The 25,113-nt window shown below is 65.4% G+C and carries 22 protein-coding genes and 1 tRNA gene; 13 read left to right on the top strand and 10 right to left on the bottom strand.

The annotated features are described in order from the left end of the window. Nucleotides 1–127: 127 nt before the first annotated feature. From ACUXH0_RS18350 to ispB, 3 genes are all read right to left on the bottom strand, one after another. On the bottom strand, nt 128–1,402 hold the full coding sequence (locus ACUXH0_RS18350; protein WP_012436459.1) for an HlyC/CorC family transporter: 1,275 nt from the start codon (nt 1,400–1,402) through the stop codon (nt 128–130). A gap of 170 nt (nt 1,403–1,572) precedes the next feature. Continuing rightward, nucleotides 1,573–1,649: transfer RNA gene (locus tag ACUXH0_RS18345), tRNA-Pro, on the bottom strand. Nucleotides 1,650–1,675: 26 nt separating this feature from the next. Then, entirely contained in the window at nt 1,676–2,605 is a 930-nt protein-coding gene (ispB, locus tag ACUXH0_RS18340) for an octaprenyl diphosphate synthase (RefSeq protein WP_049768047.1), read from the bottom strand. A gap of 337 nt (nt 2,606–2,942) precedes the next feature. Here ispB and rplU point away from each other — a divergent pair, with 337 nt between their 5' ends. The 4 genes from rplU (at nt 2,943) to proB (ending at nt 6,000) form a co-directional block, all read left to right on the top strand. Then, entirely contained in the window at nt 2,943–3,254 is a 312-nt protein-coding gene (rplU, locus tag ACUXH0_RS18335; RefSeq protein WP_004633023.1) for a 50S ribosomal protein L21, read from the top strand. Between the two features lie 37 nt (nt 3,255–3,291). Next, nucleotides 3,292–3,552: a 50S ribosomal protein L27 gene (gene rpmA, locus ACUXH0_RS18330; RefSeq protein WP_004633021.1), complete on the top strand. Its 261-nt coding sequence runs from the start codon at nt 3,292–3,294 to the stop codon at nt 3,550–3,552. Nucleotides 3,553–3,747: 195 nt separating this feature from the next. Then, the gene (obgE, locus tag ACUXH0_RS18325) at nt 3,748–4,842 is read left to right on the top strand and encodes a GTPase ObgE (RefSeq protein WP_012436457.1); all 1,095 of its coding nucleotides are present in this window, start codon (nt 3,748–3,750) and stop codon (nt 4,840–4,842) included. A gap of 33 nt (nt 4,843–4,875) precedes the next feature. Beyond that, the gene (gene proB, locus ACUXH0_RS18320) at nt 4,876–6,000 is read left to right on the top strand and encodes a glutamate 5-kinase (RefSeq protein ID WP_012436456.1); all 1,125 of its coding nucleotides are present in this window, start codon (nt 4,876–4,878) and stop codon (nt 5,998–6,000) included. A gap of 92 nt (nt 6,001–6,092) precedes the next feature. Here the strand turns inward: proB and ACUXH0_RS18315 are convergent, their stop codons facing one another. Continuing rightward, entirely contained in the window at nt 6,093–6,722 is a 630-nt protein-coding gene (locus ACUXH0_RS18315; protein ID WP_012436455.1) for a CNP1-like family protein, read from the bottom strand. A 5-nt stretch (nt 6,723–6,727) separates the two neighbouring features. Then, on the bottom strand, nt 6,728–7,435 hold the full coding sequence (locus tag ACUXH0_RS18310) for an RNA pyrophosphohydrolase (RefSeq protein ID WP_012436454.1): 708 nt from the start codon (nt 7,433–7,435) through the stop codon (nt 6,728–6,730). Between the two features lie 220 nt (nt 7,436–7,655). Between ACUXH0_RS18310 and ACUXH0_RS18305 the strand changes: the two genes are divergently transcribed. The 4 genes from ACUXH0_RS18305 to ACUXH0_RS18290 all read left to right on the top strand — a co-directional run bounded on the left by ACUXH0_RS18305 (nt 7,656) and on the right by ACUXH0_RS18290 (nt 11,703). Beyond that, a complete protein-coding gene (locus tag ACUXH0_RS18305) occupies nt 7,656–9,380 on the top strand; it encodes a proline--tRNA ligase (RefSeq protein ID WP_004633012.1) in 1,725 nt (574 codons plus the stop codon). A 22-nt stretch (nt 9,381–9,402) separates the two neighbouring features. Further along, nucleotides 9,403–10,164 carry a lytic transglycosylase domain-containing protein gene (locus ACUXH0_RS18300; RefSeq protein ID WP_004633011.1) on the top strand — a complete coding sequence of 254 codons (762 nt, stop codon included), beginning with the start codon at nt 9,403–9,405 and terminating at the stop codon, nt 10,162–10,164. A gap of 66 nt (nt 10,165–10,230) precedes the next feature. Then, the gene (locus tag ACUXH0_RS18295) at nt 10,231–11,097 is read left to right on the top strand and encodes a 2OG-Fe(II) oxygenase (protein ID WP_004633008.1); all 867 of its coding nucleotides are present in this window, start codon (nt 10,231–10,233) and stop codon (nt 11,095–11,097) included. Nucleotides 11,098–11,109: 12 nt separating this feature from the next. After that, complete coding sequence (locus ACUXH0_RS18290) at nt 11,110–11,703, top strand: MarC family protein (protein WP_012436452.1); 594 nt, start codon at nt 11,110–11,112, stop codon at nt 11,701–11,703. Nucleotides 11,704–11,768: 65 nt separating this feature from the next. On the opposite strand, the gene ACUXH0_RS18285 is transcribed toward ACUXH0_RS18290, so the two are convergent. Both ACUXH0_RS18285 and ffh read right to left on the bottom strand, forming a co-directional pair. After that, entirely contained in the window at nt 11,769–12,317 is a 549-nt protein-coding gene (locus ACUXH0_RS18285) for a hypoxanthine-guanine phosphoribosyltransferase (protein WP_004633004.1), read from the bottom strand. Between the two features lie 67 nt (nt 12,318–12,384). Continuing rightward, nucleotides 12,385–13,800: a signal recognition particle protein gene (gene ffh / locus ACUXH0_RS18280; RefSeq protein WP_012436451.1), complete on the bottom strand. Its 1,416-nt coding sequence runs from the start codon at nt 13,798–13,800 to the stop codon at nt 12,385–12,387. A gap of 174 nt (nt 13,801–13,974) precedes the next feature. Here ffh and ACUXH0_RS18275 point away from each other — a divergent pair, with 174 nt between their 5' ends. The 5 genes from ACUXH0_RS18275 to ampD are packed head-to-tail and all read left to right on the top strand — an operon-like array spanning nt 13,975 to nt 19,485. Further along, entirely contained in the window at nt 13,975–14,883 is a 909-nt protein-coding gene (locus ACUXH0_RS18275; RefSeq protein ID WP_012436450.1) for a cytochrome C assembly family protein, read from the top strand. A 45-nt stretch (nt 14,884–14,928) separates the two neighbouring features. Beyond that, the gene (locus ACUXH0_RS18270; protein ID WP_004632999.1) at nt 14,929–15,195 is read left to right on the top strand and encodes a hypothetical protein; all 267 of its coding nucleotides are present in this window, start codon (nt 14,929–14,931) and stop codon (nt 15,193–15,195) included. Continuing rightward, nucleotides 15,192–17,231: an ATP-binding protein gene (locus ACUXH0_RS18265; protein WP_004632997.1), complete on the top strand. Its 2,040-nt coding sequence runs from the start codon at nt 15,192–15,194 to the stop codon at nt 17,229–17,231. Before ACUXH0_RS18270 ends, ACUXH0_RS18265 begins: the two co-directional genes overlap by 4 nt. A 39-nt stretch (nt 17,232–17,270) precedes the next feature. After that, nucleotides 17,271–18,896, top strand: coding sequence for a sigma-54-dependent transcriptional regulator (locus ACUXH0_RS18260; protein WP_012436449.1), 1,626 nt, complete (start codon nt 17,271–17,273; stop codon nt 18,894–18,896). After that, on the top strand, nt 18,889–19,485 hold the full coding sequence (gene ampD / locus ACUXH0_RS18255) for a 1,6-anhydro-N-acetylmuramyl-L-alanine amidase AmpD (RefSeq protein WP_012436448.1): 597 nt from the start codon (nt 18,889–18,891) through the stop codon (nt 19,483–19,485). Before ACUXH0_RS18260 ends, ampD begins: the two co-directional genes overlap by 8 nt. Before the next feature lie 654 nt (nt 19,486–20,139). Here ampD and ACUXH0_RS18250 read toward each other — a convergent pair. The 3 genes from ACUXH0_RS18250 to ACUXH0_RS18240 are packed head-to-tail and all read right to left on the bottom strand — an operon-like array spanning nt 20,140 to nt 24,597. Beyond that, nucleotides 20,140–22,299 (bottom strand): phosphocholine-specific phospholipase C, encoded by a 2,160-nt coding sequence (locus ACUXH0_RS18250; RefSeq protein ID WP_012436447.1) that lies wholly within the window; start codon nt 22,297–22,299, stop codon nt 20,140–20,142. Nucleotides 22,300–22,335: 36 nt separating this feature from the next. Further along, entirely contained in the window at nt 22,336–22,536 is a 201-nt protein-coding gene (locus ACUXH0_RS18245) for a hypothetical protein (protein WP_012436446.1), read from the bottom strand. A gap of 30 nt (nt 22,537–22,566) precedes the next feature. Then, nucleotides 22,567–24,597 (bottom strand): alkaline phosphatase family protein, encoded by a 2,031-nt coding sequence (locus tag ACUXH0_RS18240; RefSeq protein ID WP_182594461.1) that lies wholly within the window; start codon nt 24,595–24,597, stop codon nt 22,567–22,569. Nucleotides 24,598–25,113 lie beyond the last annotated feature (516 nt).

The following is a 25,113-nucleotide window of genomic DNA, read 5'->3' as shown; positions in this document are numbered from 1 at the left end:
TGCCCGGAACCGGGGCAGTTTGCCGACCGCCCCTGCATTTGTAAAGCGCACATCAAAGCGCAGCTTGCATTTGTGCCACATCGGCAGAAAACCGCTCCAACTGAAGCGTTCGGCCTCAGGTGTGGCGTCAACTACGCTTTGGCTGCGGCGGCTGATGCAGTCGCACCGTGCGGATCGACTGACTGTCCATCTGGACGATGTCCATCACGCAGCCCGCGATCTTCACGCTGACCGTCGCCTCGGGAATCTCTTCCAGCTCTTCCAGTAGCAGCCCGTTGAGCGTTTTCGGGCCGTCGGTCGGCAGACTCAGGCCCAGGCGCCGGTTCAGATCGCGCAACGACATTCCCGCATCCGCAAGATAAGTGCCTTCCTTGTCCCACGCCAGCTTGCCGGCGTTGGGCAGCGTGGTGGTGAACTCGCCGATCATCTCTTCGATGATGTCTTCGAGCGTCACCAGCCCAAGCATGTCGCCGTACTCATTGACGATCAGCCCGAGGCGGCGGCGGTTCTCCTGAAAATACTGTAGCTGGCGGAAAACGGGTGTGCCGCTCGGTACGAAATAGGGCTCGGCCAGCAGGCTACGGAAATCGTCGTGCGTGAGTTCGGTGTGCCCCAGAAGTGACAGCGCCTTGCGCACATGCAGGATGCCGATCACCTGATCGCTGTCCTGCTCGAACACCGGAAGCTTGTTGTGATAGCAGGTCTCGAGTTGCTGGACGACCTCTTCGATCGGGCGCGACAGGTCGAGCGATTCCACCCGCGCGCGCGGCGTCATCACGTCGTCCACGGTGATGGCGTCCAGATCGAACAGGTTGAGCAGGATGCTGCGGTGCTTGTGCGGGATGAAGTTGCCCGATTCCAGCACCAGCGTACGCAGTTCCTCGGTCGACATGCGCTGCTCCGGCGCCTTGCGCGTGTTGATGCGCACCAATCTGAGCACACCCATGGCAAACGCGTTGACTACCGCCACCAGCGGCGTCGAAATCTGCAGCAGCGGCTTGATGATGAAGCTGGCGGGAAACGCAACGCGTTCGGGATAGGTCGCGCCCACGATCTTCGGGGCGATCTCGGCGAACACGATGATGAGAAACGCCACGATGGCCGTGGCGATCGACAGCGTCGTTCCGTTGTTGCCAAAGTAGTGGATCGCCAGGGTGGTGATCAGCACCGGCACGGCGGTGTTGATCAGGTTGTTGCCGATCAGGATGAGCGAGAGCAGCTTGTCGGTCTGACCGAGCAACTGCTGCGTATTGCGCGCGCCCGATACGTTGGACTTGGCAAGATGCCGCAGGCGATGGCGGTTGAGCGCCATCATCGCGGTTTCGGAAATCGAGAAGAAGGCGGAGCAGCACAACAGCAGCACGACGGCGCCAATTTGTGCCCAGAGCGGCCAAGAGTCCAAAGCGGGAGGGGAGGGGCAGCGAAGCGCCCACTATAACAGAGGGGTTTGCCCCGCCGTTGCGGGCGCCCGTTGCGCGTGCCGCAACCGTAGATCCCCATCAGATGGCCATTCAGAAACAAAAAAGCCCAGCAATTGCTGGGCTTGATGTCCTTGATCGACAAGGGAATTTCTGGTCGGGGTGAGAGGATTCGAACCTCCGGCCTCTACGTCCCGAACGTAGCGCTCTACCAGGCTAAGCTACACCCCGATGCTTCTTCGCAGATCTCGTGCGTGTCAGGACTGACGTTGCAGCGAGAAAGCACACAAGTCTATCAGTGTCTGGCGGAAAAGGGAAGGGGGTAATGCGTTTGCCGCTGCTTCAGCTGCGGCGGCTTCGCGCTCGGCGGCCTGGCGCGTGTACTCCAGCGCGCCGGAAGCCTGAATGGCAGCGAAGATCGCATCGAAATGTTCCGTGCCGCCTTGCTCGATGGCTTGGCGCACCAGTGCTCGCTGCTCTTCCGTGCCGTTCGATAGCAGGTGGATGAGCGGCAGTGTCGGCTTGCCTTCGCGCAGGTCGTCACCGGCGTTCTTGCCCATCTGGTCAGCGGTGGACGTGTAGTCGAGCAGGTCGTCGACGATCTGGAACGCGGTGCCGATGCGGCGGCCATATTCGGCAGCGGCTTCTTCAGTGGCGGCGTCCGCGTCCGAGAGCACGGCGCCGATCTGGGCAGCTGCCTCGAACAGCTTGGCGGTCTTGTAGCGAATGACCTGGAGGTAGCGCTCTTCCGTCACGTCCGGGTCATGCATGTTCAGCAGTTGCAGGACCTCGCCTTCAGAAATGATGTTGGTTGCGTCGGCCAGGATCTGCATGATGCGCATGCTGTTGGCCTGCACCATCATCTGGAAGGCGCGCGAATACAGGAAATCGCCCACCAGCACGCTTGCCGCGTTGCCGAACACGGCGTTGGCGGTCTTTCGGCCGCGGCGCAGGTCGGATTCGTCAACCACGTCGTCGTGCAGCAGTGTGGCCGTGTGGATGAACTCGACCACGGCGGCCAGTTCGTGCTGATGCTCGCCCTTGTAACCAAGCGCGTTTGCTACCAGCAGCAGGATCACCGGGCGCAGGCGCTTGCCGCCGGCGCTGACGATGTATTCGCCGATCTGATTGATCAGCACCACCTCCGAGCCCAGGCGGCGGCGGATCACGGCATCGACGGCGCGCATGTCTTCAGCGACAGGGGCGAGCAGGACGGAGGCGGAGGTCTGGGTCAAGGCGAATTCCGACAGAAAAGCGTGTGGCTGGTGGTCAACTTGGGCGCGTACGATGCTGCGCAAAAAACCGCGAGATTATAGAGCAACAAGGTGGTTTGCCCGATGGCCCGGCGCACCACGCTTGACGTGGCGGGCGCGTTGCGCGGGCGCAGCACGCCCGTAACGCATTAGCCTTTGATTTGCTTGGGTTTTTCTTGTATAATCACGAGTTCTCTGTGTTCGTTGCCCGCGCATGCGGGCGTCGAGCGGCACAAGAGTCACGTTTTAGTTCTTTTATCGAGGTCCGACAATGTACGCGGTCGTAAAAACCGGCGGTAAGCAATACAAGGTTGCTGCTGGCGAAAAACTGAAAGTAGAACAGATACCGGCGGACGTTGGCGCAGAAATCACGCTTGACCAGGTGCTCGCAGTGGGCGCCGGCGACCAACTCAAGGTTGGTGCGCCGCTGGTGAGCGGGGCTGCCGTCAAAGCCACCGTCATCTCCCACGGTCGTCACGACAAAGTGCACATCTTCAAGATGCGCCGTCGTAAGCACTATCAAAAGCGCCAAGGGCATCGTCAAAATTACACCGAGTTGCGTATCGACTCGATCGTGGCCTAAGGCTGCGTCGTCTACGTAACCGGATAGGAGTTCAGTCATGGCACAGAAAAAAGGCGGCGGTTCCACACGGAACGGCCGCGATTCCGAGTCGAAGCGCCTGGGCGTGAAGGTGTACGGCGGTCAAGCCATCAACGCTGGCGGCATCATCGTCCGCCAACGCGGCACCCGCACACACGCTGGCGTGAATGTGGGCATGGGCAAGGACCACACCCTCTTCGCGCTGGTCGATGGCCACGTGAAGTTCGCCAACCGCGGCGAAGGCAAGAAGCAGTTCGTCGACGTTGTTCCGGCGGCCTGATTCAGCCTTGTAGTGCAAAGGCCCCGCACCCGTGCGGGGCTTTTTCGTTTCTGGCCGTTAACAAAACGCGACCCTGATCCTGGGCGGTACGCTGCGTCTTGGCGCATGTTTCCAGGCGCGTTCTGTTAGCGATGGCGCGAGTGGCGCCGATTTCCTTTTACCTGCCGTGCGCACGCCGCACGGGCGGAGACCTCCATGAAGTTCATCGACGAAGCCCGGATCGAAGTGATCGCTGGTGACGGCGGCAACGGCAGCGCCTCGATGCGCCGCGAGAAATTCGTCCCGTTTGGCGGGCCCGACGGCGGCGACGGTGGGCGTGGCGGCAGCGTGTGGGCCGTGGCTGACCGCAACATCAACACCCTGATCGACTACCGCTTTGCCAAGAAGCATCTCGCGCGCAACGGTGAGAACGGCCGTGGTGCGGACTGCTACGGCGCTGCTGGCGACGACATTACCCTGCGCATGCCGGTGGGCACGGCCATCTACGATGCCGACACGGAAGAGCTGATCGCCGACCTGACGATCGACGGCCAGCGCCTGTGCCTCGCGCAGGGCGGCGAAGGCGGTTGGGGCAACATCCACTTCAAGTCGAGCACTAACCGCGCTCCGCGCCAGAAGACCGACGGGAAGGCCGGTGAGCGTCGCAACCTGCGCCTGGAGTTGAAGGTGCTGGCCGACGTGGGTCTGCTCGGCATGCCGAATGCCGGCAAGTCGACGCTGATCACCGCCATTTCGAACGCGCGCCCGAAGATTGCCGACTACCCGTTCACGACGCTGCACCCGAACCTGGGCGTGGTCCGGACGGGCCCGTCGAAATCGTTCGTGGTGGCCGACATCCCTGGCCTGATCGAAGGCGCAGCGGAAGGCGCCGGTCTGGGTCACCAGTTCCTGCGGCACCTGCAACGCACGCGCGTGCTGCTGCACGTGGTGGATCTCGCCCCGTTCGACGAGAGCGTCGACCCGGTTGCCGAAGCCAAGGCGATCGTCGGCGAGCTGAAGAAATACGACGCTGAACTCTTCGACAAGCCGCGCTGGCTCGTGCTTAACAAGCTCGACATGGTGCCCGAGGACGAACGCGAGGCGCGCGTGAAGGATTTCGTGAAGCGCTTCAAGTGGAAGGGCCCGGTGCACCGGATTTCTGCGTTGACGCACGATGGCACGCAGGCGCTTGTGCACGCGATCCAGGAATACCTCGACGAGCTGCGCGCCGAAGAGGATGCAGCCGCAGCCGCACCCGACCAGCGTCTGGACCCGACACTGCACAACGTCGACCACGACGATCAAGCCTAAACACAACAAACATCCTTCGGAGACGCGCCCACCATGGCCCTGCATTCGCTGATTGCCGATGCGCGCCGCCTTGTCGTCAAGGTCGGTTCCAGCCTGGTTACCAACGACGGCCGTGGCCTCGATCAGGCCGCCATTGCCCGCTGGGCCGCGCAGATCGCGGCGTTACGGGCGGCGGGCAAGGAAGTCGTGCTGGTCAGCTCGGGCGCCATCGCCGAGGGCATGCAGCGCTTGGGCTGGGCCAAGCGCCCGAAGGAAATCCACGAGCTGCAGGCCGCCGCCGCCGTCGGGCAGATGGGGCTGGCGCAGGTGTACGAATCCGAGTTCGCGCGGCACAGCATCCGCACGGCCCAGGTGCTGCTCACGCATGGCGACCTGGCCGATCGCGAGCGCTATCTCAACGCACGCTCCACGCTGCTCACGCTGCTGAGCCTCGGTGTCGTGCCGATCATCAACGAGAACGACACCGTCGTCACCGATGAAATCAAGTTCGGCGACAACGACACGCTTGGCGCGCTTGTCACCAACCTGATCGAAGGCGATGCGCTGATCATCCTGACGGACCAACGCGGCCTGTACACCGCCGACCCGCGCAAGGACCCGGGCGCCCGCTTTGTCGATGAGGCGCAGGCCGGTACGCCGGACCTGGAGCAGATGGCCGGCGGCGCCGGTTCGAGCATCGGCAAGGGCGGCATGCTGACGAAGATTCTGGCGGCCAAGCGGGCGGCCAAATCGGGCGCGCACACCATCATTGCTTCGGGTCGCGAGGCTGATGTGCTTGCGCGACTGGCGAGCGGTGAGGCCATTGGCACGCAACTTCGCGCGCCGACCGGGCGGATGGCGGCACGCAAGCAGTGGATGATTGACCATCTGCAGCTGCGCGGTCGCGTGGTGCTGGATGCCGGTGCGGTCGAGAAACTCACTGCCGGCGGCAAGTCGTTGCTGCCGATCGGCGTGACCGAAGTGCAGGGCGAGTTTGCGCGCGGCGAGGTGATTTCGTGTGTGGATGCGGCGGGGCTGGAAGTTGCCCGCGGGCTGACGAATTATTCATCGGCAGAGGCTCGGCTGATCGCGCGCAAGGCATCTTCCGAGATCGAGGCGGTGCTGGGCTACGTCAGCGCTGCGGAACTGGTGCACCGGGATAACCTAGTGCTGCTCTGATCCAGCCACTCGGCTGAGCATCGATAGAAAAGGCCAACCTTGCGAGGTTGGCCTTTGTGCTTGAGCGCACGCGGTATGCCGGTGTCTGCCCCTCAGGGCCCGAAATACCGCCCACTCTGCCCCAGCCGCTGCACTAGCTTAGAAGCCTTCCCATCTCCCGCTACCGAGCGCACGTCGCAGAAGTACGAGCGCATCAGCGCCGACGCATAGTCCGTCGGCCCGCCATTGCCGACACGCTGCCAATCCGTGGCGGGCTTGTAGGCGTTCATGCTGGCGGACTCGGTATTCGCCGTTTCGTTCATGTCGACCGCGCGGTTACCGATCCACTGGTTGGTATCGTTGCGCAGCGTTGCATAGATGCGCCGCTCGGCTGTGTCGCAGCGCAGGCCTTCGTAGTTCACGTTGCGCGCGCCGGTCTTGCTGGTGATCAGCACGGTGTAGCGCACCACGTTGTCCTTGCCGATCGACACCGATTTCGGATCGATGGCGAAGCGCAGCGGCGAGTCGCTTCGGCCGCCCACATCGAATGGCACGGCATCACGATCGACTGGCGGGGCCGGGAAGGTGACGGCGTCTTCCTTGAAGGGCTTGTCGTTGAACGGGTCCATCAACAGCTTGTCTTCGAGGTCGCCGGTGCGGTTATGGCCACATGCCGTCAGCGCCAGCGCAGCCGCCAGCGCGAGCGGCACGAGAGCGCGGCGCGCTCCACGTGTCGTCGTCATCAGATTCACGAATTGTCCTTGGGAGCCGTGTCGTCAGGGTTGGGGGAGGAGGGGGTCGGCGCGGATACGCTCACCGTCTCGACGATGACCGTCGTGGTGGTGACGGTCAGGGCCGGCTGGGCGTGCTGTTCGTTCCGGCCGCCCTGGTCGCTGGAGCGTTCGCGGCTATCGCGCGCGTCGCGTCCGTCGCGCTCTCGGTGCTGGCCGCCGCGCCCGTAGGGCGAGAGCGGCGCGCGGGTCTGACGCTGCACGAAGCGCGAAAGCTCCGACAGCGCCAGCTGATACACCTCGCGCTTGAACTCGATGACGGCTTCGAGCGGCACCCAGTACTGGCTCCACCGCCAAGCATCGAATTCCGGATGCTCGGTAGCACGCAGTTGGATGTCGCAGTCGCGACCGACCATGCGCAGCAGGAACCAGATCTGTTTCTGGCCCCGATAGTGGCCGCGTATTTCGCGGCGGATGAACTTGTCCGGCACCTCATACCGCAGCCAGTCGCGCGTGCGACCGACGATCCGGACGTGTTCTGGCAACAGGCCGACTTCTTCGTGCAGTTCGCGGAACATCGCTTGTTCGGGCGTTTCGCCGTATTTGATGCCGCCTTGTGGAAACTGCCAGGAGTGCTCGCCAATGCGCTTGCCCCAGAACACCTCGTTTCTTGCGTTGATGAGGATGATGCCGACGTTCGGGCGGAAGCCTTCACGATCGAGCATGACTGCACCTCGAATACTTTAGAATTACGCCGATTATAGAGCGGCCCGTCGCTCGGCTGTCACAGAAGCCGAAATGTTGCCGCTCACTCGCGCCTCCTGGGGGAGGGGTGCCGATTGCGCGAATGTGCGCCTGGCGCCTCGTCTCATCTCCTGATTCCGGTGGCTTTTGCCCTTGTTTTCGCGGCTTTGGTTGGTCGCGTCATCCCTTATTGTCAGTCGCATGAAAGCGTCCCAATTCTTCATTTCCACGCTCAAGGAAGCGCCCGCTGACGCGGAGATCGTCTCGCACAAGTTGATGATGCGTGCCGGCATGATCAAGAAGCTTGGCGCGGGCCTCTATACGTACATGCCCGTGGGTCTGCGCGTGATCCGCAAGGTCGAGCAGATCGTGCGTGAGGAAATGAATGCCGCCGGCGCGGTGGAGGTGCTGATGCCGGTGGTGCAGCCGGGCGAGCTGTGGCAGGAGACCGGCCGCTGGGACAAGATGGGCGACGAGCTGCTGCGCTTCAAGGATCGCCACGAGCGCGACTTCGTCATGCAGCCGACGTCGGAGGAGGTGGTGACCGACATCGCCCGCACTGAAATTCGCTCGTACAAGCAGCTGCCCGTCAATTTCTACCAGATCCAGACCAAGTTCCGCGACGAGCGCCGCCCGCGTTTCGGCATCATGCGCGGCCGCGAATTCACGATGAAGGACGCGTACTCCTTCGACCGCGACGCCGAGGGCCTGAAGGTGTCGTACCAGAAGATGTACGACGCGTACACGCGCATCTTCCAGCGCTTTGGCCTGGAATTCCGCGCCGTGGCGGCCGATAACGGCGCGATTGGCGGATCGGGCTCGCACGAATTCCACGTGATTGCCGACACGGGCGAAGACGCCATCATCTACTGCCCGGATTCGGACTACGCCGCGAACATCGAGGCTGCTGAAGCCGTCGCCCCGGCCGCACCGCGTGCCGCTGCCACCGAAGCGCTCACCAAGACGCATACGCCCGGCCGCGCCAAGTGCGAGGCCGTGGCCGAGCAACTGGGTATTCCGCTGCAGCGCACGATCAAATCCATCGTGCTGGCCACCGAAGTCGAGGGCGGCGAGCCCCAGATTTGGTTGCTGCTGCTGCGCGGCGACCATGAACTCAACGAGGTCAAGGCATCGAAGGTGCCGGGCCTTGCCGACTTCCGCTTTGCCACCGAAGGCGAAATCCTGCGTGCGTTCGGCACGCGGCCGGGCTATTTGGGTCCGGTCGGCACGAAGCTGCCCGTGAAGGTGGTGGCCGATCGCACGGCGGCCGCGATGAGCGATTTCGTGGTCGGCGCCAACGAAGAGGACTACCACTTCACTGGCGTGAACTGGGGCCGCGATCTGCCCGAGCCGGAGGTCTACGACCTGCGCAATGTGGTGGCAGGCGACGCCTCGCCGGACGGCAAGGGCACGCTGGCGATCTGCCGCGGCATCGAAGTCGGTCACGTCTTCATGCTGGGCACGCGCTACTCCGAGGCGATGAATGCGACGTTCCTCGATGAGAACGGGAAGACGCAGCCGATGGTGATGGGCTGCTACGGCATCGGCATCACGCGCATCCTGGGTGCGGCCATCGAGCAGAACTACGATGCGCGCGGGATCATCTGGCCGGCATCGATCGCGCCGTTCCAGGTGGTGATCTGCCCCGTGGGCTACGACCGGTCCGACGCCGTGCGCGAGGAAGCCGACCGCCTGCACGCCGAGCTGGTCGCCGCCGGCATCGACGTGATGTTGGACGACCGCGGCGAGCGCCCCGGCGCGATGTTCGCCGACTGGGAGCTGATCGGCGTGCCGTTCCGCGTGGTGGTGGGTGACCGCGGCCTGAAGGAAGGCAAGCTGGAATTCCAGGGCCGCCGAGACGAAGCCGCCACCGCCGTGGCGCCCGCCGACGTGCTGGCTACGCTGAAGGCGCGTCTCGCACAATAACGCAACAACCGGACCGACCCGCATGCGCCGCTTGTCTTCCGCCCGCCTGATCGTCACTGCGCTGTGCGCGGGGACGTTGCTCGCGGGCACGCAGCTGGCGTGGGCGGGCGCCCAGAAAGAGGAATACCTGGCGGACTCCGTGCGCAGCGCGCTGTCTGCCGCGGTGGCCGACAGCCGTCCGCTGCGCCCGGTCTTTGCCAGCAACGACGAGCAACTCGGCTACCTGCGCTGGCTGGCGGAGATGTCGGTGCGCATGTCGGGCAAGATCCCGCAGGCGTCGGTACGCGTCGAACTGATCGAGACGGCGTATTACGAGGCCAAGCGTGCTGGCCTGGACCCGGCGCTGGTGCTCGGGCTCATCCAGGTGGAAAGCGGCTTTCGCAAGTACGCCATCAGCAGTGCCGGGGCGATGGGCCTGATGCAGGTGATGCCGTTCTGGACCCGCAGCATCGGCGACAACGACTCGCGCAAGCTCTTCCACCTGCAGAGCAACCTGCGCTACGGCTGCACGATCCTGCGTCATTACCTCGACATGGAAGGCGGCAATCTGTACCTGGCGCTTGGCCGCTACAACGGCAGCCGCGGTCAGCCGCAGTATCCGAATGCCGTGCTGGCGGCCTGGAAGCGTTGGCAATATCAGGAGTCGAGCGCGATGACGGTGTCGGCGCCGGTGCCTGCCGAGCCCGCTGTGCCCACGCCGCGTGCCAAGGCGCTGCCGGAAGTGCCGGCGCGCAATCCGTTCTCGCCGCTGCGTATTGCTGGCGGTCCGGCTGGCGGTTCGTGATCTTCCGCCGGCGAACGGTCGGCCTACAATAGGGCCATTTCTCGCTCGCCCGCATCTCCATCCCGCATGTCCACCACCCAACCGTACGCGACGATGTCTGACGCGCTGCGCGACTGGCTGCAGCGTCACGTGACCGAAGGCTTTGAGGCCGAATCCCTGGTGGCTTCGATGGTGCAATCCGGCTACGACCGTGCCTTCGCGCGCCGTGTCGTCGATGAGGCGCTGACTGCGCGCGCGCCCGCCCCGATTGTGGCGCCCGCTCCGACCTCCGCTGCCGACCAGGCGGTCGAAAACAGCAACGCAGTGCATACCGCCGATGGCGACATCCCCATCCTGTTTGCGATCGAGACGCCGCGCATCGTGCTGTTCCAGCACTTTCTGTCGGACGCCGAGTGTGACGAGCTGATCGCGATCGGGCGCAATCGCCTGAAGCGTTCGCCCGTCGTGAACCCCGATACGGGCGAGGAAAATTTGATCTCGGCCCGGACCAGCCAAGGCGGGATGTTCCAGGTCGGCGAGCATCCGCTGATCGCCAAGATCGAAGCGCGTATCGCGCAGGCCGTGGGCGTGCCGGTCGAACACGGCGAGGGCTTCCAGGTGCTGAACTACCAGCCCGGCGGCGAATACCAGCCGCACTTCGATTTCTTCAACCCCGGGCGCAGCGGCGAGGCACGCCAGCTTGAAGTGGGCGGTCAGCGCGTGGCGACCATGGTCATCTACCTGAACAGCGTGCAGGCCGGCGGTGCCACGGGCTTTCCGAAGCTCGGGCTGGAGGTGGCGCCGGTCAAGGGCAACGCCGTCTTCTTCGTCTACAAGCGGCCCGACGGCACGCTGGACGAGGACACGCTGCATGCCGGCCTGCCGGTCGAGCGTGGTGAGAAGTGGATCGCCACCAAATGGCTGCGTGAACGTCCCTATCGTCGCGGCGCCTGAGCGACGTCGGCGATGGAATACACGTTTCTCTCGGCGACCGTTCTGCTGGTGCTGATCACCGATCCGCTCGGCAACATTCCGATCTTCATCTCGGCGCTGCGGCCGGTCGCTCCCGAGCGCCGCAACCGCGTCGTGCTGCGCGAGGTCGGCATTGCGTTCGTGCTGCTGCTCGTCTTCATGTTCTTCGGCGAGAGCTTCCTGCGCATGATGAGCCTGACCGACATGTCGCTGCAGATTGCAGGCGGCATCGTGCTGTTCCTGATCGCGCTGCGGATGATCTTCCCGCGTGAAGGTGCTGCCGAGTCGCAGCCCACAGGCGAGCCCTTCATCGTGCCGCTGGCGATTCCGGCCATCGCGGGGCCGTCGGCGATGGCCACGGTGATGCTGCTGGTGTCACAGGCGCCCGGGCGCATGTGGACGTGGGTCGGCTCGCTATGCGCGACGATGGCCGTGTGCGCGGTGGTGCTGCTGAGCGCCACGCATATCCAGCGCCTGGTAGGGGAGCGTACGGTGATGGCGTTCGAGCGGCTGATGGGGCTGATCCTGGTGGCGATCTCGGTGGAGATGCTGCTCAAGGGCATCCGCACATTCGCGCATCAACTCTGAACCACGCGCGGGCAACAAAAAAGGGCGACTGAGGTGTCGCCCTTTTTGTTTGCTGCGGTGCTGCCTCAGGTGTTCTTGAGCGCGCGGATGGTCGGCAGGTTGCGCCAGTAGCCCTTGGCGTCCATTCCGCAGCCGAACACGTAGCGGTCAGGCACGTTGAAGCCGCAGAAGTCAGGGTGCAGCGGCTTCGATTTGGCGAGCGTCTTCTCGCAGAGCACGGCGGAATAGAACTCCGCGGCACCCATGTCGATGATGCGCGAGCGGATGGCGGCCATCGTCTCGCCTTCGTCGAGGATGTCGTCGAGCACCAGCACCGTGCGGCCCTTGACCGACTCGCGCGGCGCCACGCGCCACTGCATCTCGCCGCCCACCGTCTTGTTGTTGTAGCGGGAGAGGTGGATGTAGTCGAACTCCAGCGGGAAGGCCAGCTTGGGCAGCAGCATGCCGGTAAAGACCGCCGCGCCGCCCATCACGGACAGCACCATCGGGAACGTGTCGCCGATCTTCTCGGTGATCTCTTCGGCCATGCGGTCCAGCGAGCCGCGCACGGCGTCTTCGCTGACGATTTCTTCGGAGTTGGCCCAGAGTTCGCGGGCCTGTTCTGCGCTCAGCATCTTTTCGGTTCGGTGAAACGGTTCGGTGTGTCGATCAAAAGTGCGATTCAGGAGGGGGGGAGCCCGCTCAGCGGCCGCCGAGCAGCCCCTTCATGCCGCCTTTCATGCCGCCCATGGCGCGCATCATCTTCATCATGCCGCCGCCTTTGAGCTTTTTCATCATGCCTTGCATCTGCTCGAATTGGTTGAGCAGACGGTTGACTTCCTGCACCTGCACGCCCGCCCCGGCGGCAATGCGGCGCTTGCGGCTTGCCTTGATGAGCTCAGGCTTGGCGCGCTCGGCAGCCGTCATGCTGTTGATGATGCCTTCCATGCGGCGGACCTGCTTTTCGGCCTGGTCCATGTTGGCGCCCTGGGCCTGTTGTGCGAACTGCGCAGGCAGTTTGTCCATCAGGCCGCCCAGACCGCCCATCTTCTTCATCTGGCCGATCTGCGCCTTGAAGTCTTCGAGGTCGAAGCCGCCGGTCTTTTTGATCTTGGCCGCAAGCTTCTGCGCCTCTTCCATGTCGACACCGCGCTGGGCTTCTTCCACCAGCGCGAGAATGTCGCCCATGCCCAGAATCCGCTGGGCCATGCGGTCGGGGTAGAACGGCTCCAGCCCGTCGAGCTTTTCGGCCACACCGACGAACTTGATCGGCTTGCCCGTGATGTGACGCACCGACAGCGCCGCGCCACCGCGCGCATCGCCGTCGAGCTTGGTCAGGACCACGCCGGTCAGAGGCAGGGTGTCGTTGAAGGCCTTGGCGGTGTTGACGGCATCCTGGCCGAGCATCGCATCGACCACAAACAGCGTTTCGGCCGGCTTGAGCTTGGCGTGCAGCGCGGCGATCTCCTGCATCATCGCCTCGTCGATACCGAGGCGGCCGGCCGTATCGACGATCAGCACATCGTGGTAGTGCTTCTTGGCCCAGTCCAGTGCGGCGGCGGCAATGTCCACCGGCTTCTGGTCGGGCTGCGAGGGAAAGAAGTCCGCGCCAACCTGCTCGGAAACGGTCTTCAACTGCGCGATGGCGGCAGGGCGATACACGTCGCACGACACCGTCAGCACTTTCTTTTTCTTGTTCTCTTTGAGCCACTTGGCGAGCTTGCCGACCGTGGTGGTCTTGCCCGCGCCTTGCAGGCCAGCCATCAGGATGATCGCGGGCGGCGTGACGTTGAGGTTCAGCTCGGCGGCGCGGCCGCCCATGATGTTGCTGCCGACGCCTTCCAGCGCTTCCTGGCCGCCGATGATGGCCGTCAGCTCGCGCTGCACGATGCCGACCAGCGCCTGGCCCGGCGAAAGGCTTGTGATGACGTCTTCGCCGAGCGCCTTTTCCTTGACGCGGGCAATGAATTCGCGCACGACCGGCAGCGCCACGTCGGCTTCGAGCAGCGCCATGCGAACTTCGCGCAGCATCTCGGCGGTGTTGGCTTCGGTCAGGCGCGCTTCGCCGCGCATGGTCTTGACCACGCGCGCGAGCCGTTGGGTCAGGTTATCCAGCATGACAGTGACAGGAATCCGGAATTGGGGACGGGATGAAGAGGCGGCCGGGGCGCGTTTGGTTCGCACCGGCTGGGAATGTGTTCAATGCGCGCATGTTGCGTTGCCGCCCAACGAGGCTTTCGGCGGGGGGCGGGCCCCAGCCAAAACTGGGGTGCGCTGCGGTAAACTGTGCAAATGGCAATTGTACTGTATGCGCTGACGGCGCTTCTCTACGGCATCCTCGCTTCGGTAGCGTGGGCGCGACGCGGTGGACTGGGTGCCCGGGCGCCGGCGGGAGCCATGGCGGCAGGCGGTCAGTCGCCGGGTGCCACGGTGCTCGTTCCGCCGCCTCCGGGGGCTGCTGACACTGTCCCGGGCTGGTGGCGCTGGGGTCTGCTGGCCGCCTTGATCGCGCACGGGTTCCTGCTGCACGAGACGATCTTCCCGGCCAGCGCCATGATATTTGGCTTTGCCTATGCGCTGTCGGCCATGCTGTGGCTGGGCGTGGGCATTTTCTGGATCGAAAGCCTCTTCTTCTCGCTGGCCGGCCTCGGCTTGCTCGTGATGCCAGTGGCGCTGGTCGGAAGTCTGCTGCCATTGGCCTTTCCGGGCACGCAAATTCTCGGCTATGCGGCCAGCCCCCTGTTCAAGCTGCACTTCGCTATTGCCAACGTCGCCTACGGGCTGTTCACGCTAGCGGCATTCCACGCGATCCTCATGCTGGCTGCAGAGCGCCGCCTGCACACCATCAACCGCCCGGAGGCAAGCGGGTTCGGCCGTTGGCTGGATCTGCTGCCGCCGCTGCTCACGCTCGAAAAACTGCTGTTCCGGCTGATCGGGGCGGGCTTCGTTCTGCTGACGCTGACGATCGCCTCGGGCGTGCTGTTCTCCGAGCAGCTGTTTCACAGCGCTTTCCATTTCGATCACAAGAATATCTTTGCCGTGCTGTCGTGGGTGATGTTCGGCGGCATTCTGATCGGTCGGCGTTTTCGCGGCTGGCGCGGACGCGTGGCGCTGCGCTGGGTGATGGCGGCCTTCGCGATCCTGATGCTGGCGTACGTGGGCAGCCGCTTCGTGCTCGAAGTCATCCTGCATCGCGCCTAGTGCGTTCCTGGCGCCTGCGCCGTTACTTGTCCTTGTCAGTTCCCCATGTCCCGTCCCGTCCTGCTGATCCTGATGCTGCTCGCCGGCTGGTGGTGGTTGAGCCGCCTGGGGACGCGTTCGTCCCGTTCCTCGGGGCAGCGCCAGACAGCCTCGGGCGGACAGGGCTCAGCCAAGCGCACGCCTGAGCCCGAGGCCTCTCAGCCCATCGAGCAATGTGCCGTGTGCGGCGTGCACGCGCCGCGCACCGGCATGATCGCGCTGCCGGGCGGCCGCTATCGCTGCCCCGAGCATGCTGACCGGGGCAACACATGACGCCCGACGCGTCGGGTGACGCGCGGGCAACACCGTCCACCGCCCGCAGGCTGCTCTCGCGCCTGAACGCCTGGCGCGCACTCCGATCAGTCTGGCTGGAGCCTGATCCGCCTGAGTTCCAGTGGCGCCTGCTGCGCTATTTCGCCTTCAGCCGCGCCGCCGTGGCGCTGGTGCTGTTGCTGTTCGTGATGGTGCCGCGCGAGCACAACGAAGCAGCCGGCCTGCCCAATAGCGAAGCGCTGCTCAGCCTGACGCTGCCGTATCTGGCGATGGCCCTGCTCATCCTTGCCGCAGCCGGCTGGTGGCGCACGCGATTCCAATTCCGCGTCCGGCTGGATGTGGTGCTCGATCTGCTCTTTCTGGGGCTGGCATACGCCACGCTCTCGCGGCTGTCGGCGAGCGTGGCAATGGTACTGCTGGTGCCGGTGCTGGCCGCCGGTGCGCTCACGAGCCTGCTCTTCGCGCTGTTCACGGCGGCAGTGGCGTCGATCGTGGTGCTGACCGATCCGTTCCTGCAGATGATGCGCGAGGGCGTGATTGCGCCGGGGTTGGCATCCGCCGGGCTGTACGGCCTGGTCTACATGATGGCCGCGTCGATGATGTACGGCCTGTCGCACCGTCAGGTTGCGCAGGAACGGTTGACGATGGCCCGCGAGCGGGAGTTGCGCCTGCAACAGCTCGTCAACCGCCTGATGGTCTACGACATGCAGGACGGCGTGATGCTGGTGCGTGCCGACGGCCGCGTCGTTGCCGCCAACCCGGCCGCAGCCATGCTGCTGGGCGTGCCGCAGAGCGCGTTTGTCGGCAGCGGTGCGATGTTGTTCGACCTGAAGGACGTGCCGCACCTGCGTCCGCTGCTCGAAACGCTGCGTCAGTGGCTGCGCCGCAAGAGCCGCCCCGCCGATGGCACCGGTGACGACGATGCACCGCGCATTCTCGACCTGCTGCCCATCGCCTCGGGCGGCCGGGGTGGCCGCGCCATGTTGAGCGCCCGGCTGCGCTTGCGCTTCATCCTGCCGAGCCTGGCCAACCTGCGCAGCGTCTATATGGATAGCCTTGTCAGCTCGATCGGCCTGGGCCTGCCGGGCGAGGGCGGCGAGATGCGTCCTCGCATTCCATCGGCCGAGGCGATCACGCAGGGCTGGTCTGTGGATGACGAAGCGTTTCTGCGCCACGAGTTGCATGACACCGTGCTGGTCCACGTGGAAAGCTGGGAGCGTGTGGCGGAGCAGGCGCAGCAGGAAAAGCTGGCCTCGATGGGGCGGCTGGTGGCCAGCGTCGCGCACCAGATCCGCAACCCGTTGGCTGCGATCAGCCAGGCCGCCGAACTGCTGGACGACCCGGGCGACGGCCATGATGGCGGTACACATGTCCGCCTGGAAAGCTCGGGCGTGGAGACGCGCCTGCTGCGCATCATCCGCGACAACGTGCGCCGGCTCGACCAGGTGGTCGCCGACGTGCTGATGCTCTCGCGCCGCCCGCGTGGCGAACGCGTGCGCGTGCAACTGGCGCAGGTGTTACCGGAAGTGGTCGAGCGCTGGCGTGCCGAAGCCCTGCGCCGCGCAGGCGAAGCGACCGAGATCAACCCGAACCTCGTGCGCGTGGCGGTCGACCTGGACAAGCCCGTGCTCTTCGACCCGGCGCAGTTGCAGCAGGTGGTGGGCAACATGCTCGACAACGCGCTGCGCTATTGCCGCCGTGTGCCAGGTTCGATCCAGCTGGCAGCCTACGCGCTGGACGAGACCCACGCCGAACTCGTGATCTGGAACGACGGCCCGGAAGTGCCCACCGAGCAGCAGCGCAGCCTGTTCGAGCCGTTCTTCACGAATGACGCCCAAGGCACTGGCCTGGGCCTCTACATGGCGCGCGAGTTGTGCAGCGCCAACGATGCGCAGATCCGTTATGGCGCCATCGCACTGGAATCCTTGCTCGATCGCACCGGAGCGTTGACCATGGAGGCGCGCGACACGTTGCCGCGACGGGCCTTCGTCATCACCCTGATGTTTGACCAACCTGCCCTGGCCGTAGCGGAATGATCCGCCGGCTGCGAATTTCCGCCGATCTTCTGCTGATTCATGTCCAAAGCCGCCATCGTTCGCGAACCCATTCTCGTCGTCGATGACGAAGCCGACCTGCGCGAGCTGCTGGAGATTTCCCTGCGCCGCATGGGGCACGACGTCGTGCTCGCCAGCGGGCTGGCCGAGGCGCGCGAGGCGCTCTCTCGCCAGCGCTTCGCACTTGTGCTGACCGACATGCGCCTGGGCGATGGCCTGGGCATCGAACTCGTGCGCCAGCTTTCTGCCACGGCCGACCGCACGCCGGTGGCCGTCATCACCGCCTATGGCAGCGCCGAGAACGCGGTGGAAGCGCTCAAGGCCGGCGCGTTCGACTACATCGCCAAGCCGCTCTCGCTTGATCAGTTGCGCAGCCTCGTGCTCAACGCGCTGGGCCGCCAGCAGCGCGATCCCGACCCGGGCAACGCCGATCTGGCCGAGCGCACCAACGACCTGCTGCCCGGGCATTCCGCTGCGATGCAGGAAGTGCGCCGCTCGCTGATGCGCCTGGCACGCAGCATGGCGCCGGTGGTGATCAGCGGCGAATCCGGCAGCGGCAAGGAGCGTGCGGCGCGCGCCGTGCATGCGCTGTCTGCGCGTGCATCGCGGCCGTTCGTGGCGGTCAACTGCGGCGCGATTCCCGAGAACCTGATGGAGGCCGAGTTTTTCGGCTACGTGAAGGGCGCTTTTACCGGCGCCGACACTGATCGCCAGGGCTTCTTCCAGGCCGCCAACGGCGGCACGCTCATGCTCGATGAAGTGGCCGACCTGCCGCTCACCATGCAGGTGAAACTGCTGCGTGCGTTGCAGGAGCGTCGCGTACGCAAGATCGGCGAAAGCCGTGAAGACCCCGTCGATGTGCGCGTCGTGTGCGCGAGCCACCAGAATCTGGCCCGTCTGGTGGCCGCTGGCCGTTTCCGCGAAGACTTGTTCTACCGCCTGAACGTGCTGGAACTGCGCATGCCCACGCTGCGCGAGCGTGCCGAAGACGTGCCCGTGCTGGCCGGCGTGCTGCTCGAACAGCTCGCCAGCCGCTACGGCGATCCGCGCCCCAAGCGCCTGACGCGACCGGCGCTGCAGCAACTGTGCGCGTATCCGTTCCCGGGCAACGTGCGCGAGCTGGAGAACCTGCTGGAGCGCGCTTACGCCTTTGCGGAAGGCGAGTCGATCGACGTGGACGACCTTGGCGCGCTGGGAGCCGAGATCGAACGCTCGCCGCTGTTCCACCGCACGCGCGAGGCGCAGGCTGCCGCAGCGGCCCATCACCCGATGTCGCCGGCGCCGATGACGAGTTGGCCTGATGCCGTCTACATGCCGGCGCCGGTGCCAAGCCCCTTGGGGATGCCGCAACCGGTCGCACAGCCCGAGCCGGCACCCGTTGCGCAGCCGGCGGAGCCGGCCCTGCCGAGCGTTTCGCTGCCGATCGATCTGCCGGCCTACCTGGAGTCGGTCGAGCGCAACGTGATCCTGGCCGCGCTGGACCAGACCGGCTTCAACCGTACGGCGGCCGCCAAGCTGCTTGGGCTGTCATTCCGCCAGTTGCGCTATCGCATGCAGCAGCTTGGCATTCGTGATCCGCGGGACGTTGAAGCGTCGCCGGGCAGCGTCGGTGAACCGGCCGGAAATGGGCTGAACGGCGATGCCTGAACGGTTGCACGTCGGCGCTGACGGATGGGTGGATGGCGCGCGCCGCCATCCCTCGCCGAATATCGACGCACGGCCCGAAGGCATGCCCATCGACCTGATCGTGCTGCACAACATCAGCCTGCCGCCTGCGCAATCCGCGGCCGACTTCGGCACCTGCCACGTGCTCGACTTCTTCACCAACACGCTTGACTGCGACGCGCATCCGTACTTCGATCAGTTGCGCGGCGTGCGCGTGTCGGCGCATTTCTTCGTCCGCCGCACGGGCGAATGCGTGCAATTTGCTTCGTGCGACGCGCGTGCCTGGCATGCCGGTGCGTCGGACTTCTTCGGCCGCACGCGCTGCAACGATTTCTCGATCGGCATCGAAATCGAGGGCACCGATGATCTGCCCTTCACGCCTGAGCAGTACGTCGCTACGGCGTCGCTTGTGCGGGCGATCTGTGCGGCGTATCCGATCGCAGCAATCGCCGGTCACTCGGACATTGCGCCGGGCCGCAAGACGGACCCGGGACCGCATTTCGACTGGGTGCATCTGCGCGCGCTCGGCGGGTTCAACGCGGCGTTGTTTCCGTATCAGCACGCGCTCTGACGCGACAACCCCCGTTCGCTCGCCAAGGTAGAAAGGCGGCGCACCTCGGCGCGGCGCCGGCACACGGCGGTAAGGCGCCGACGCCTCACGGTCTGCGGCTCACGTGCGAGGGTAAAACCGTGGAGTGTCACCCTCCAAAGCTCAGGCACGAGGGTGAGACTGTGGAACGTCAATGTCCAGGCGCCGCACGCGAGCCTAAAACCGTGGAACGCCACAGTCCGAGGTTCGCGCAGGAGGGTAAAACTGTGGATGTCTCCAGTCTTTGAGGCTCACGCACGACAGTAAAACCGTGGAGCGTCACGGTCCGAGGCTCGCGTGCGAGTGTGAAACCCTGAAGCGCGACCCTCCAAGGCTCACTTCGTCCATCATTCCGTGAGCGATTCCAGGGGCTGAGGCTCGCGCACGACAGTTGAACCCCGAACACGACGGTGTGAGCCCCACGCGAGGGGATAAATGTCTCGAACGTCATGATGAGAGGCCCAAGCGTCGGGGCGAAACCGTGGCCTTCGACCCTCCGAGGCCGACACGCCGCAGGCCGAGCGCGGCCCGCGCAGTCCACCGCTCGCTGCGCGGACGCCGAAACGCAAGCGGGCAGCCTCCTTTCGAAGGCTGCCCGCGTTTTCCCCTGCTGATCCTTCTACTTCACTGCCAGCCTCAGGTGCCCATCGCGGGGTCGGACACGCTGTCCTTGCCCGTTTCCATGCGACCGGCAAAGCGCCGCGTGAAGCCGCCTTGCGGCACCGTCACCGTGAAGTCGTACCAGTTGCCCTGGCGCGCGATCGGCCAGTGCTGGTCGAGCTGCTTGCCGGCCGGGATGTCGTACGTCCACGGGCCGTCGTTGCGGTACGCATTCGGCTTGACTGTGAAGGTGCAGCCGGCGGTGCCGGTGTTCATCATCGTCACGTAGACCTCGGCGTTGGCCAGGTCGTAGCACACGCGGATTTCCGGTGCGCTCGAACCCGCTGCCGACACGGCGCTCACATCGCCCGAGAACGCGCGGTGGAAGCCGTTGGGGCCCAGCACCCACAGGTCGTACTTGCCCTTGTCTGCGGTGAACACGTCCCACGTGTCGTCGAGCATCTTGCCGGGCTCCACCGCATAGCGGCGCGGCACGCGGTCCAGATGCAGGCGGTCGTACACGTGGAAGACAGCCGCGGCCGTGCCGGTGTTGCTGAAGATCAGGCGCAGCGCGCGGTTGGTGGCGTCTTCGCGGGCGCTGACGTGCAGCTCGTACGGCAGGGCCCGCGAGGGACGGGTGCCGGTGGCTTGTGTAGGCATCTGCTGCGCCGTGACGGAGGGCAGCGGCACCTGCGGCTGCAGCCCTTGCGCGGTGCGGATGGCGTCGGCGGTTGCCTTGTCGCGGCTTGGCAGCGTCGGCAGTGTCTCGTTGTTCGGGTTGACGAAGTTGAAGGCGCTGGTCAGGTCGCCCAGCACGGCGCGGCGGTACGCGCTGATGTTCGTCTCCTTGACGTTGAAGCGCAGTTCCAGGAAGCGCAGCACCGAGGTGTGGTCGAACGTCTGCGAGTTGACCCAGCCGCCACGGCTCCACGGCGAGACGATGTACATCGGCACACGCGGGCCGGGGCCGTAGGGGTGTTGGTCCGTGTGGTATTCGCCGGCCGTGCTGATGGTCGATTTGCCGGCCAGCACGCCGTTTTCGTAGGCAGGGGCCGCGGGCGGGGGCACGTGGTCGAAGAAGCCGTCGTTCTCATCGAAGTTGATGAACAGCACGGTCTTGCTCCACACGGCCGGGTTGGCGGTGAGTGCGTTGAGCACTTCCTGCGTGTACCACGCGCCCTGCACGGGGCTCGACGGGCCGGGGTGTTCGGAATACGTGGCCGGCGCGACAATCCACGACACCTGCGGCAGAAGGCCTGCGGCAATGTCGTCCTTCAAGGCCTGCAGGAAGCCGCCGTCGGGCATGGTGTTGCCGATGCCCTTGATGAGCGGGCTGACGGTTTCGTCGGCCGGCGTGTACGGCGGGAACGGCGTGCCGTCGGCAAGGTTGCCGCGCGCGGCGTTGGCATCGCGGTAGGCCTTGAACCCCGCGAGCGGGTTGTCGGTGAAGTTGTCCGGCATGTTCTGGTAGACCTTCCACGACACGCCGGCCGTTTGCAGGCGCTCGGGGTAGGTCGTCCAGTTGTACGTGACGCTGGCATCGAGGTGGTCGCCGCTGTTGTCGATGACGGGGCCGCCCGCAGCGCCGGTCGGGTCGTTCGTGCCCGTCCAGTGGAACAGGCGGTTGGTGTTGGTGCCGCCGTGGAAGGCGCAGTGGTACGCATCGCACAGCGTGAAGGCATTGGCCAGCGCGAACTGGAAGTCCAGCTCGGCCTGCTTGTAGTAGCCCATCGACTGCGTCTGCTTGTAGGTCGGCCACTTGCTCATGCGGCCGAGGTCCCATGCGTTCTGCGCATCAGGGTAGCTGTGTGGCGTGCCGGAGACGCGCTGCGCGTTGCCGGCGCTGCTGTCCAGGTAGTACGGCAGCACGACGCGGCTCGGCCCGCTGCTTGGCACATAGGTCTGCTGCCAGACGTTCAGCCCGCCGGCCAGCGGGATGGGGAAGCGGTCGCCAAAGCCGCGCACACCTTTCAGCGTGCCGAAGTAGTTGTCGAACGAGCGGTTCTCCTGCATCAGGATCACCACGTGCTCAACGTCGCGCATCGTGCCGGTGGCGTTGTTGGCGGGAATCGCGAGCGCACGGCGGATCGACGGCGGGAAGGCGGCGAGCGCAGCGGCGGAAATCGCCCCCGTGCTGGCCATCTTGAGGAAGTTGCGGCGGCTGCCGTTGTTGGCGTGGTTCGTGTCGGAAGTCATGTCGGTCTCAAACGCAAGTCGATGGGAAGCCGCGCGTTACGGAGCGCAGTGCAGGGTCGGCTTGTTGGCCGGCGGCTGGCCGGGTTGATCGGGCTGGGCGGTGCCAGGGCCGGTACCTGTGCCGGGCGTGCCGTCGTTCGAATCGCCGCCGCAGGCCGACAGCGACAAGGTGGCGGCGCACAGCAGCACGGCGGCCAGCCGGTGCGGCCGCGCGAGAGGGTGGATGAAGGGCTTCATGAGCGGTCTCGTTCGGGTTGGGGGAGGGGGTCAGGGGTTCAGCGACGACAGCGGCTGGTGCGAACCGTTGATCGTCTTGAGTTCGTCCAGCGTCAGCCGGCGCGTCCACATGGCGAGGTCGTCGTAGGCCATCACGCCCTTGAGCGAGCCCGGGTTGTTGGGCACGTAGTTGTGCGTGGCGTCGTCGTTCATGCCCCAGACCTTGGTGGTCAGGCCATTGAGCTTGGTGACGTCGGTATTGGCGATGGCCTTGTCTTCCACCTTCTGCACGCCGAGCACCGGGTCGAGGATGTACGCGCTGAAGCGCTTGGCCTGCGCGTCGACCGACAGGGCGAGATAGGCCCACTGGTTGGCGCTGAACTTCATGCCCTGGATGTCGTCGCGCTTGCCGCCGCTGCCGAGGTTGAAGCGCACTTCGCAGCCGCCCCACAATCCGATGGCGATGCCGGCATTGGAGCCGGAGGTGTAGTCCTTGTTGGCGAGGATCGGCTCGCCGGTGCCGTTGCCCTGTGTGCAATCCGACTTGAACCAGAAGCCGATGGTGAATTGCGGGCTTTGCGCGATGTCGGCGCCGTTCTGCGTGAGCTTGTAGGCGTCGATGCGCGAATCGACCGAGAGGGCCGTGCCGCCAAACGGGTCGGCCGTGGCCGAGCCACCGTCGGTGCCAGCCACCCACGGGCCGATCGTCGAATTGGCTTTACGGTCGGTCGGCGGCAGAGTGTCGAAGCCGTAATACGTGGCCAGGCCGTTGGTGAGCGACGTCGCCAGCGGCGTCGGCGCAACGTAGGCGATCTGCGCAAGCATCGACACCGGCACGTTGTTGCGCACCAGCGTGTAGTTGATGCGGTAGATGCCGCTTGCGGTGGCGATGTTGCTGTCGGTGTACTGCGTGGCCGTGGCGGGCAGCGTGGCAACCGGCTTGCCGTCGCGCAGCACGGTGATGGGGCCGCTCGCCGCTGTCGGGTTCTGCCAGTTCAGTACCAGCGAGGCGTTGTACGCGCCCACCGTGCTCTGGACGTTGCGCACGCCGACGGCGCTGGCCGTGAGCGCTGCACCGTCCAGCTTGTGGGCGGTGGCCGGCACGGCGGCGTTCAATTGCGCCAGCACGGTCGGCACGATGTCAGCCTCGCTCGGCAGGGCCGCCAGCGTAGCTTCCGACGTGGGCGCCGCCATGCCGGTCTTGCCGAGCACGGCGTTGACCGGCTTGTTCAGGGCGATGAAGGCGGTGCGGTTTTCCAGCGTCGGCGCCGACGTGGTGGCCCCCGTGGCGTCCAGGCCGTGGCTGGTGGTGACGACGACGAGCCAGTCTTCGTTCGGGTTGGCAGCGCGGCGCTGGGCGATGGCCGCCTGCAGCGTGCCGAGCGCCTGGTCGACGTTGGCCAGCGCAGCGGTGTACGCATCGCTTTGCAGGCCCGAAGCCAGCGCGGCGGCGGCCGGCGCGGTGTATTGCGCGAAGACGATGTCGTAGCCGGACTGCACGAGCTTCACGCTGTTCTGCGTCACGCAGGTGTCCACCTGGGCGCAGTCGACGAGCGTGTCAAGGTTGCCGGCTTGCTGATCTGCCTTGAGCAGCGCGGGCAGCGCGGCCGAGCTGACAGCGGCGCCCAGCCGTTGCGTGGTGCCCGTGGCCTTGGCGGCGCTGCGCGCGTAGCTGAACACGCTTGGGGCGGCCAGGGTGGTGATCGTGTCGTCCGTCACGCCATGGCGGTTTTGCCAGGCGCCGGTCAGCACGGTGGCCCAGCTGGGCGTGTCCAGCGGCGGCTGGGCGGTGATGGTGCCAAGCGTCCCGCCGGTCGAAGCCGGCATCACCGCCAGCGCACCCAGGTTCGGCAGGCTGCGCTGCAAGAGCGCGCTCTGTACCTGCGCATAGGTGGCGCCGTCCACGCCGACCATCAGCACCTTCTTGCTGGCGGTGGCGGAGGGCGCGTCCGTGCTGCCCTGGTTGGCGATGGGGCCGCTGTCGCCACCGCCGCATGCGGTCAATGTAGTCGCCAGCGTCGCTGCCACGGTCGTGCTCAGCGCGGCCGTCAGCAGGCGCCGGGCGGGGTGATTCCAAGCCATGTCGATTTCCTCGGTCGTTGTGCGCGGCGCTCGGTGTCTCGCCGCTGTGATTGCGCTCCCTGCAATGCGACCGAAGCGTAGGGTGGGGGGCTGTCGCTCAAGTGACAGCCGCGGCAAGAATGCTGATGCGGCTATTCGGATTTCTTGAGCGGGGAATGTCGGGAAATGCCCCGGTGCGCGGCACGCGTGCACCGGTGCAGTGCGCCGCACACATACCCCTACCGTAGATGAGGTGACGTCTATTGAACTTGCGACGTCGATAGAAAGAATTATTCTGAAGAAACGGTCATTGCGACGCCGCACGCCAGTCCCGCCGACCCTTTGTGCAGACTGGCGTCGCGGGCTTGCGGCACTGCATTGGCGGGTGAAAAATAGCCCTCCGCCCCCACCTGTCAAGTCTAGGCAAATTCGATTGGGCCACTATACTTAGCGTCAATCCCGGAGTTGAACACTAGATGTAGTGGTCGCTTTCCGGGATTCTTATTTCAGCGCCACGCGGGGGCGGGCGTACGGCAG

It is taken from the genome of Ralstonia sp. 110700041-2 (assembly GCF_056280165.1).
Note: the sequence above shows the minus strand (reverse complement) of the source record. Positions and strands in the feature narration are given on the sequence as shown.

What these genes read in the sequence shown, in the direction of transcription:
- ispB (WP_049768047.1), bottom strand. Translation starts at nt 2,605, where the DNA reads ATGCGCGCCGTCGATGCCGTGATCCGCCGCCGCCTGGGCTCGGAGGTG.
- rplU (WP_004633023.1), top strand. Translation starts at nt 2,943, where the DNA reads ATGTACGCGGTCGTAAAAACCGGCGGTAAGCAATACAAGGTTGCTGCT.
- rpmA (WP_004633021.1), top strand. Translation starts at nt 3,292, where the DNA reads ATGGCACAGAAAAAAGGCGGCGGTTCCACACGGAACGGCCGCGATTCC.
- obgE (WP_012436457.1), top strand. Translation starts at nt 3,748, where the DNA reads ATGAAGTTCATCGACGAAGCCCGGATCGAAGTGATCGCTGGTGACGGC.
- proB (WP_012436456.1), top strand. Translation starts at nt 4,876, where the DNA reads ATGGCCCTGCATTCGCTGATTGCCGATGCGCGCCGCCTTGTCGTCAAG.
- ACUXH0_RS18315 (WP_012436455.1), bottom strand. Translation starts at nt 6,722, where the DNA reads ATGACGACGACACGTGGAGCGCGCCGCGCTCTCGTGCCGCTCGCGCTG.
- ACUXH0_RS18310 (WP_012436454.1), bottom strand. Translation starts at nt 7,435, where the DNA reads ATGCTCGATCGTGAAGGCTTCCGCCCGAACGTCGGCATCATCCTCATC.
- ACUXH0_RS18305 (WP_004633012.1), top strand. Translation starts at nt 7,656, where the DNA reads ATGAAAGCGTCCCAATTCTTCATTTCCACGCTCAAGGAAGCGCCCGCT.
- ACUXH0_RS18300 (WP_004633011.1), top strand. Translation starts at nt 9,403, where the DNA reads ATGCGCCGCTTGTCTTCCGCCCGCCTGATCGTCACTGCGCTGTGCGCG.
- ACUXH0_RS18295 (WP_004633008.1), top strand. Translation starts at nt 10,231, where the DNA reads ATGTCCACCACCCAACCGTACGCGACGATGTCTGACGCGCTGCGCGAC.
- ACUXH0_RS18290 (WP_012436452.1), top strand. Translation starts at nt 11,110, where the DNA reads ATGGAATACACGTTTCTCTCGGCGACCGTTCTGCTGGTGCTGATCACC.
- ACUXH0_RS18285 (WP_004633004.1), bottom strand. Translation starts at nt 12,317, where the DNA reads ATGCTGAGCGCAGAACAGGCCCGCGAACTCTGGGCCAACTCCGAAGAA.
- ffh (WP_012436451.1), bottom strand. Translation starts at nt 13,800, where the DNA reads ATGCTGGATAACCTGACCCAACGGCTCGCGCGCGTGGTCAAGACCATG.
- ACUXH0_RS18275 (WP_012436450.1), top strand. Translation starts at nt 13,975, where the DNA reads ATGGCAATTGTACTGTATGCGCTGACGGCGCTTCTCTACGGCATCCTC.
- ACUXH0_RS18270 (WP_004632999.1), top strand. Translation starts at nt 14,929, where the DNA reads ATGTCCCGTCCCGTCCTGCTGATCCTGATGCTGCTCGCCGGCTGGTGG.
- ACUXH0_RS18265 (WP_004632997.1), top strand. Translation starts at nt 15,192, where the DNA reads ATGACGCCCGACGCGTCGGGTGACGCGCGGGCAACACCGTCCACCGCC.
- ACUXH0_RS18260 (WP_012436449.1), top strand. Translation starts at nt 17,271, where the DNA reads ATGTCCAAAGCCGCCATCGTTCGCGAACCCATTCTCGTCGTCGATGAC.
- ampD (WP_012436448.1), top strand. Translation starts at nt 18,889, where the DNA reads ATGCCTGAACGGTTGCACGTCGGCGCTGACGGATGGGTGGATGGCGCG.
- ACUXH0_RS18250 (WP_012436447.1), bottom strand. Translation starts at nt 22,299, where the DNA reads ATGACTTCCGACACGAACCACGCCAACAACGGCAGCCGCCGCAACTTC.
- ACUXH0_RS18245 (WP_012436446.1), bottom strand. Translation starts at nt 22,536, where the DNA reads ATGAAGCCCTTCATCCACCCTCTCGCGCGGCCGCACCGGCTGGCCGCC.
- ACUXH0_RS18240 (WP_182594461.1), bottom strand. Translation starts at nt 24,597, where the DNA reads ATGGCTTGGAATCACCCCGCCCGGCGCCTGCTGACGGCCGCGCTGAGC.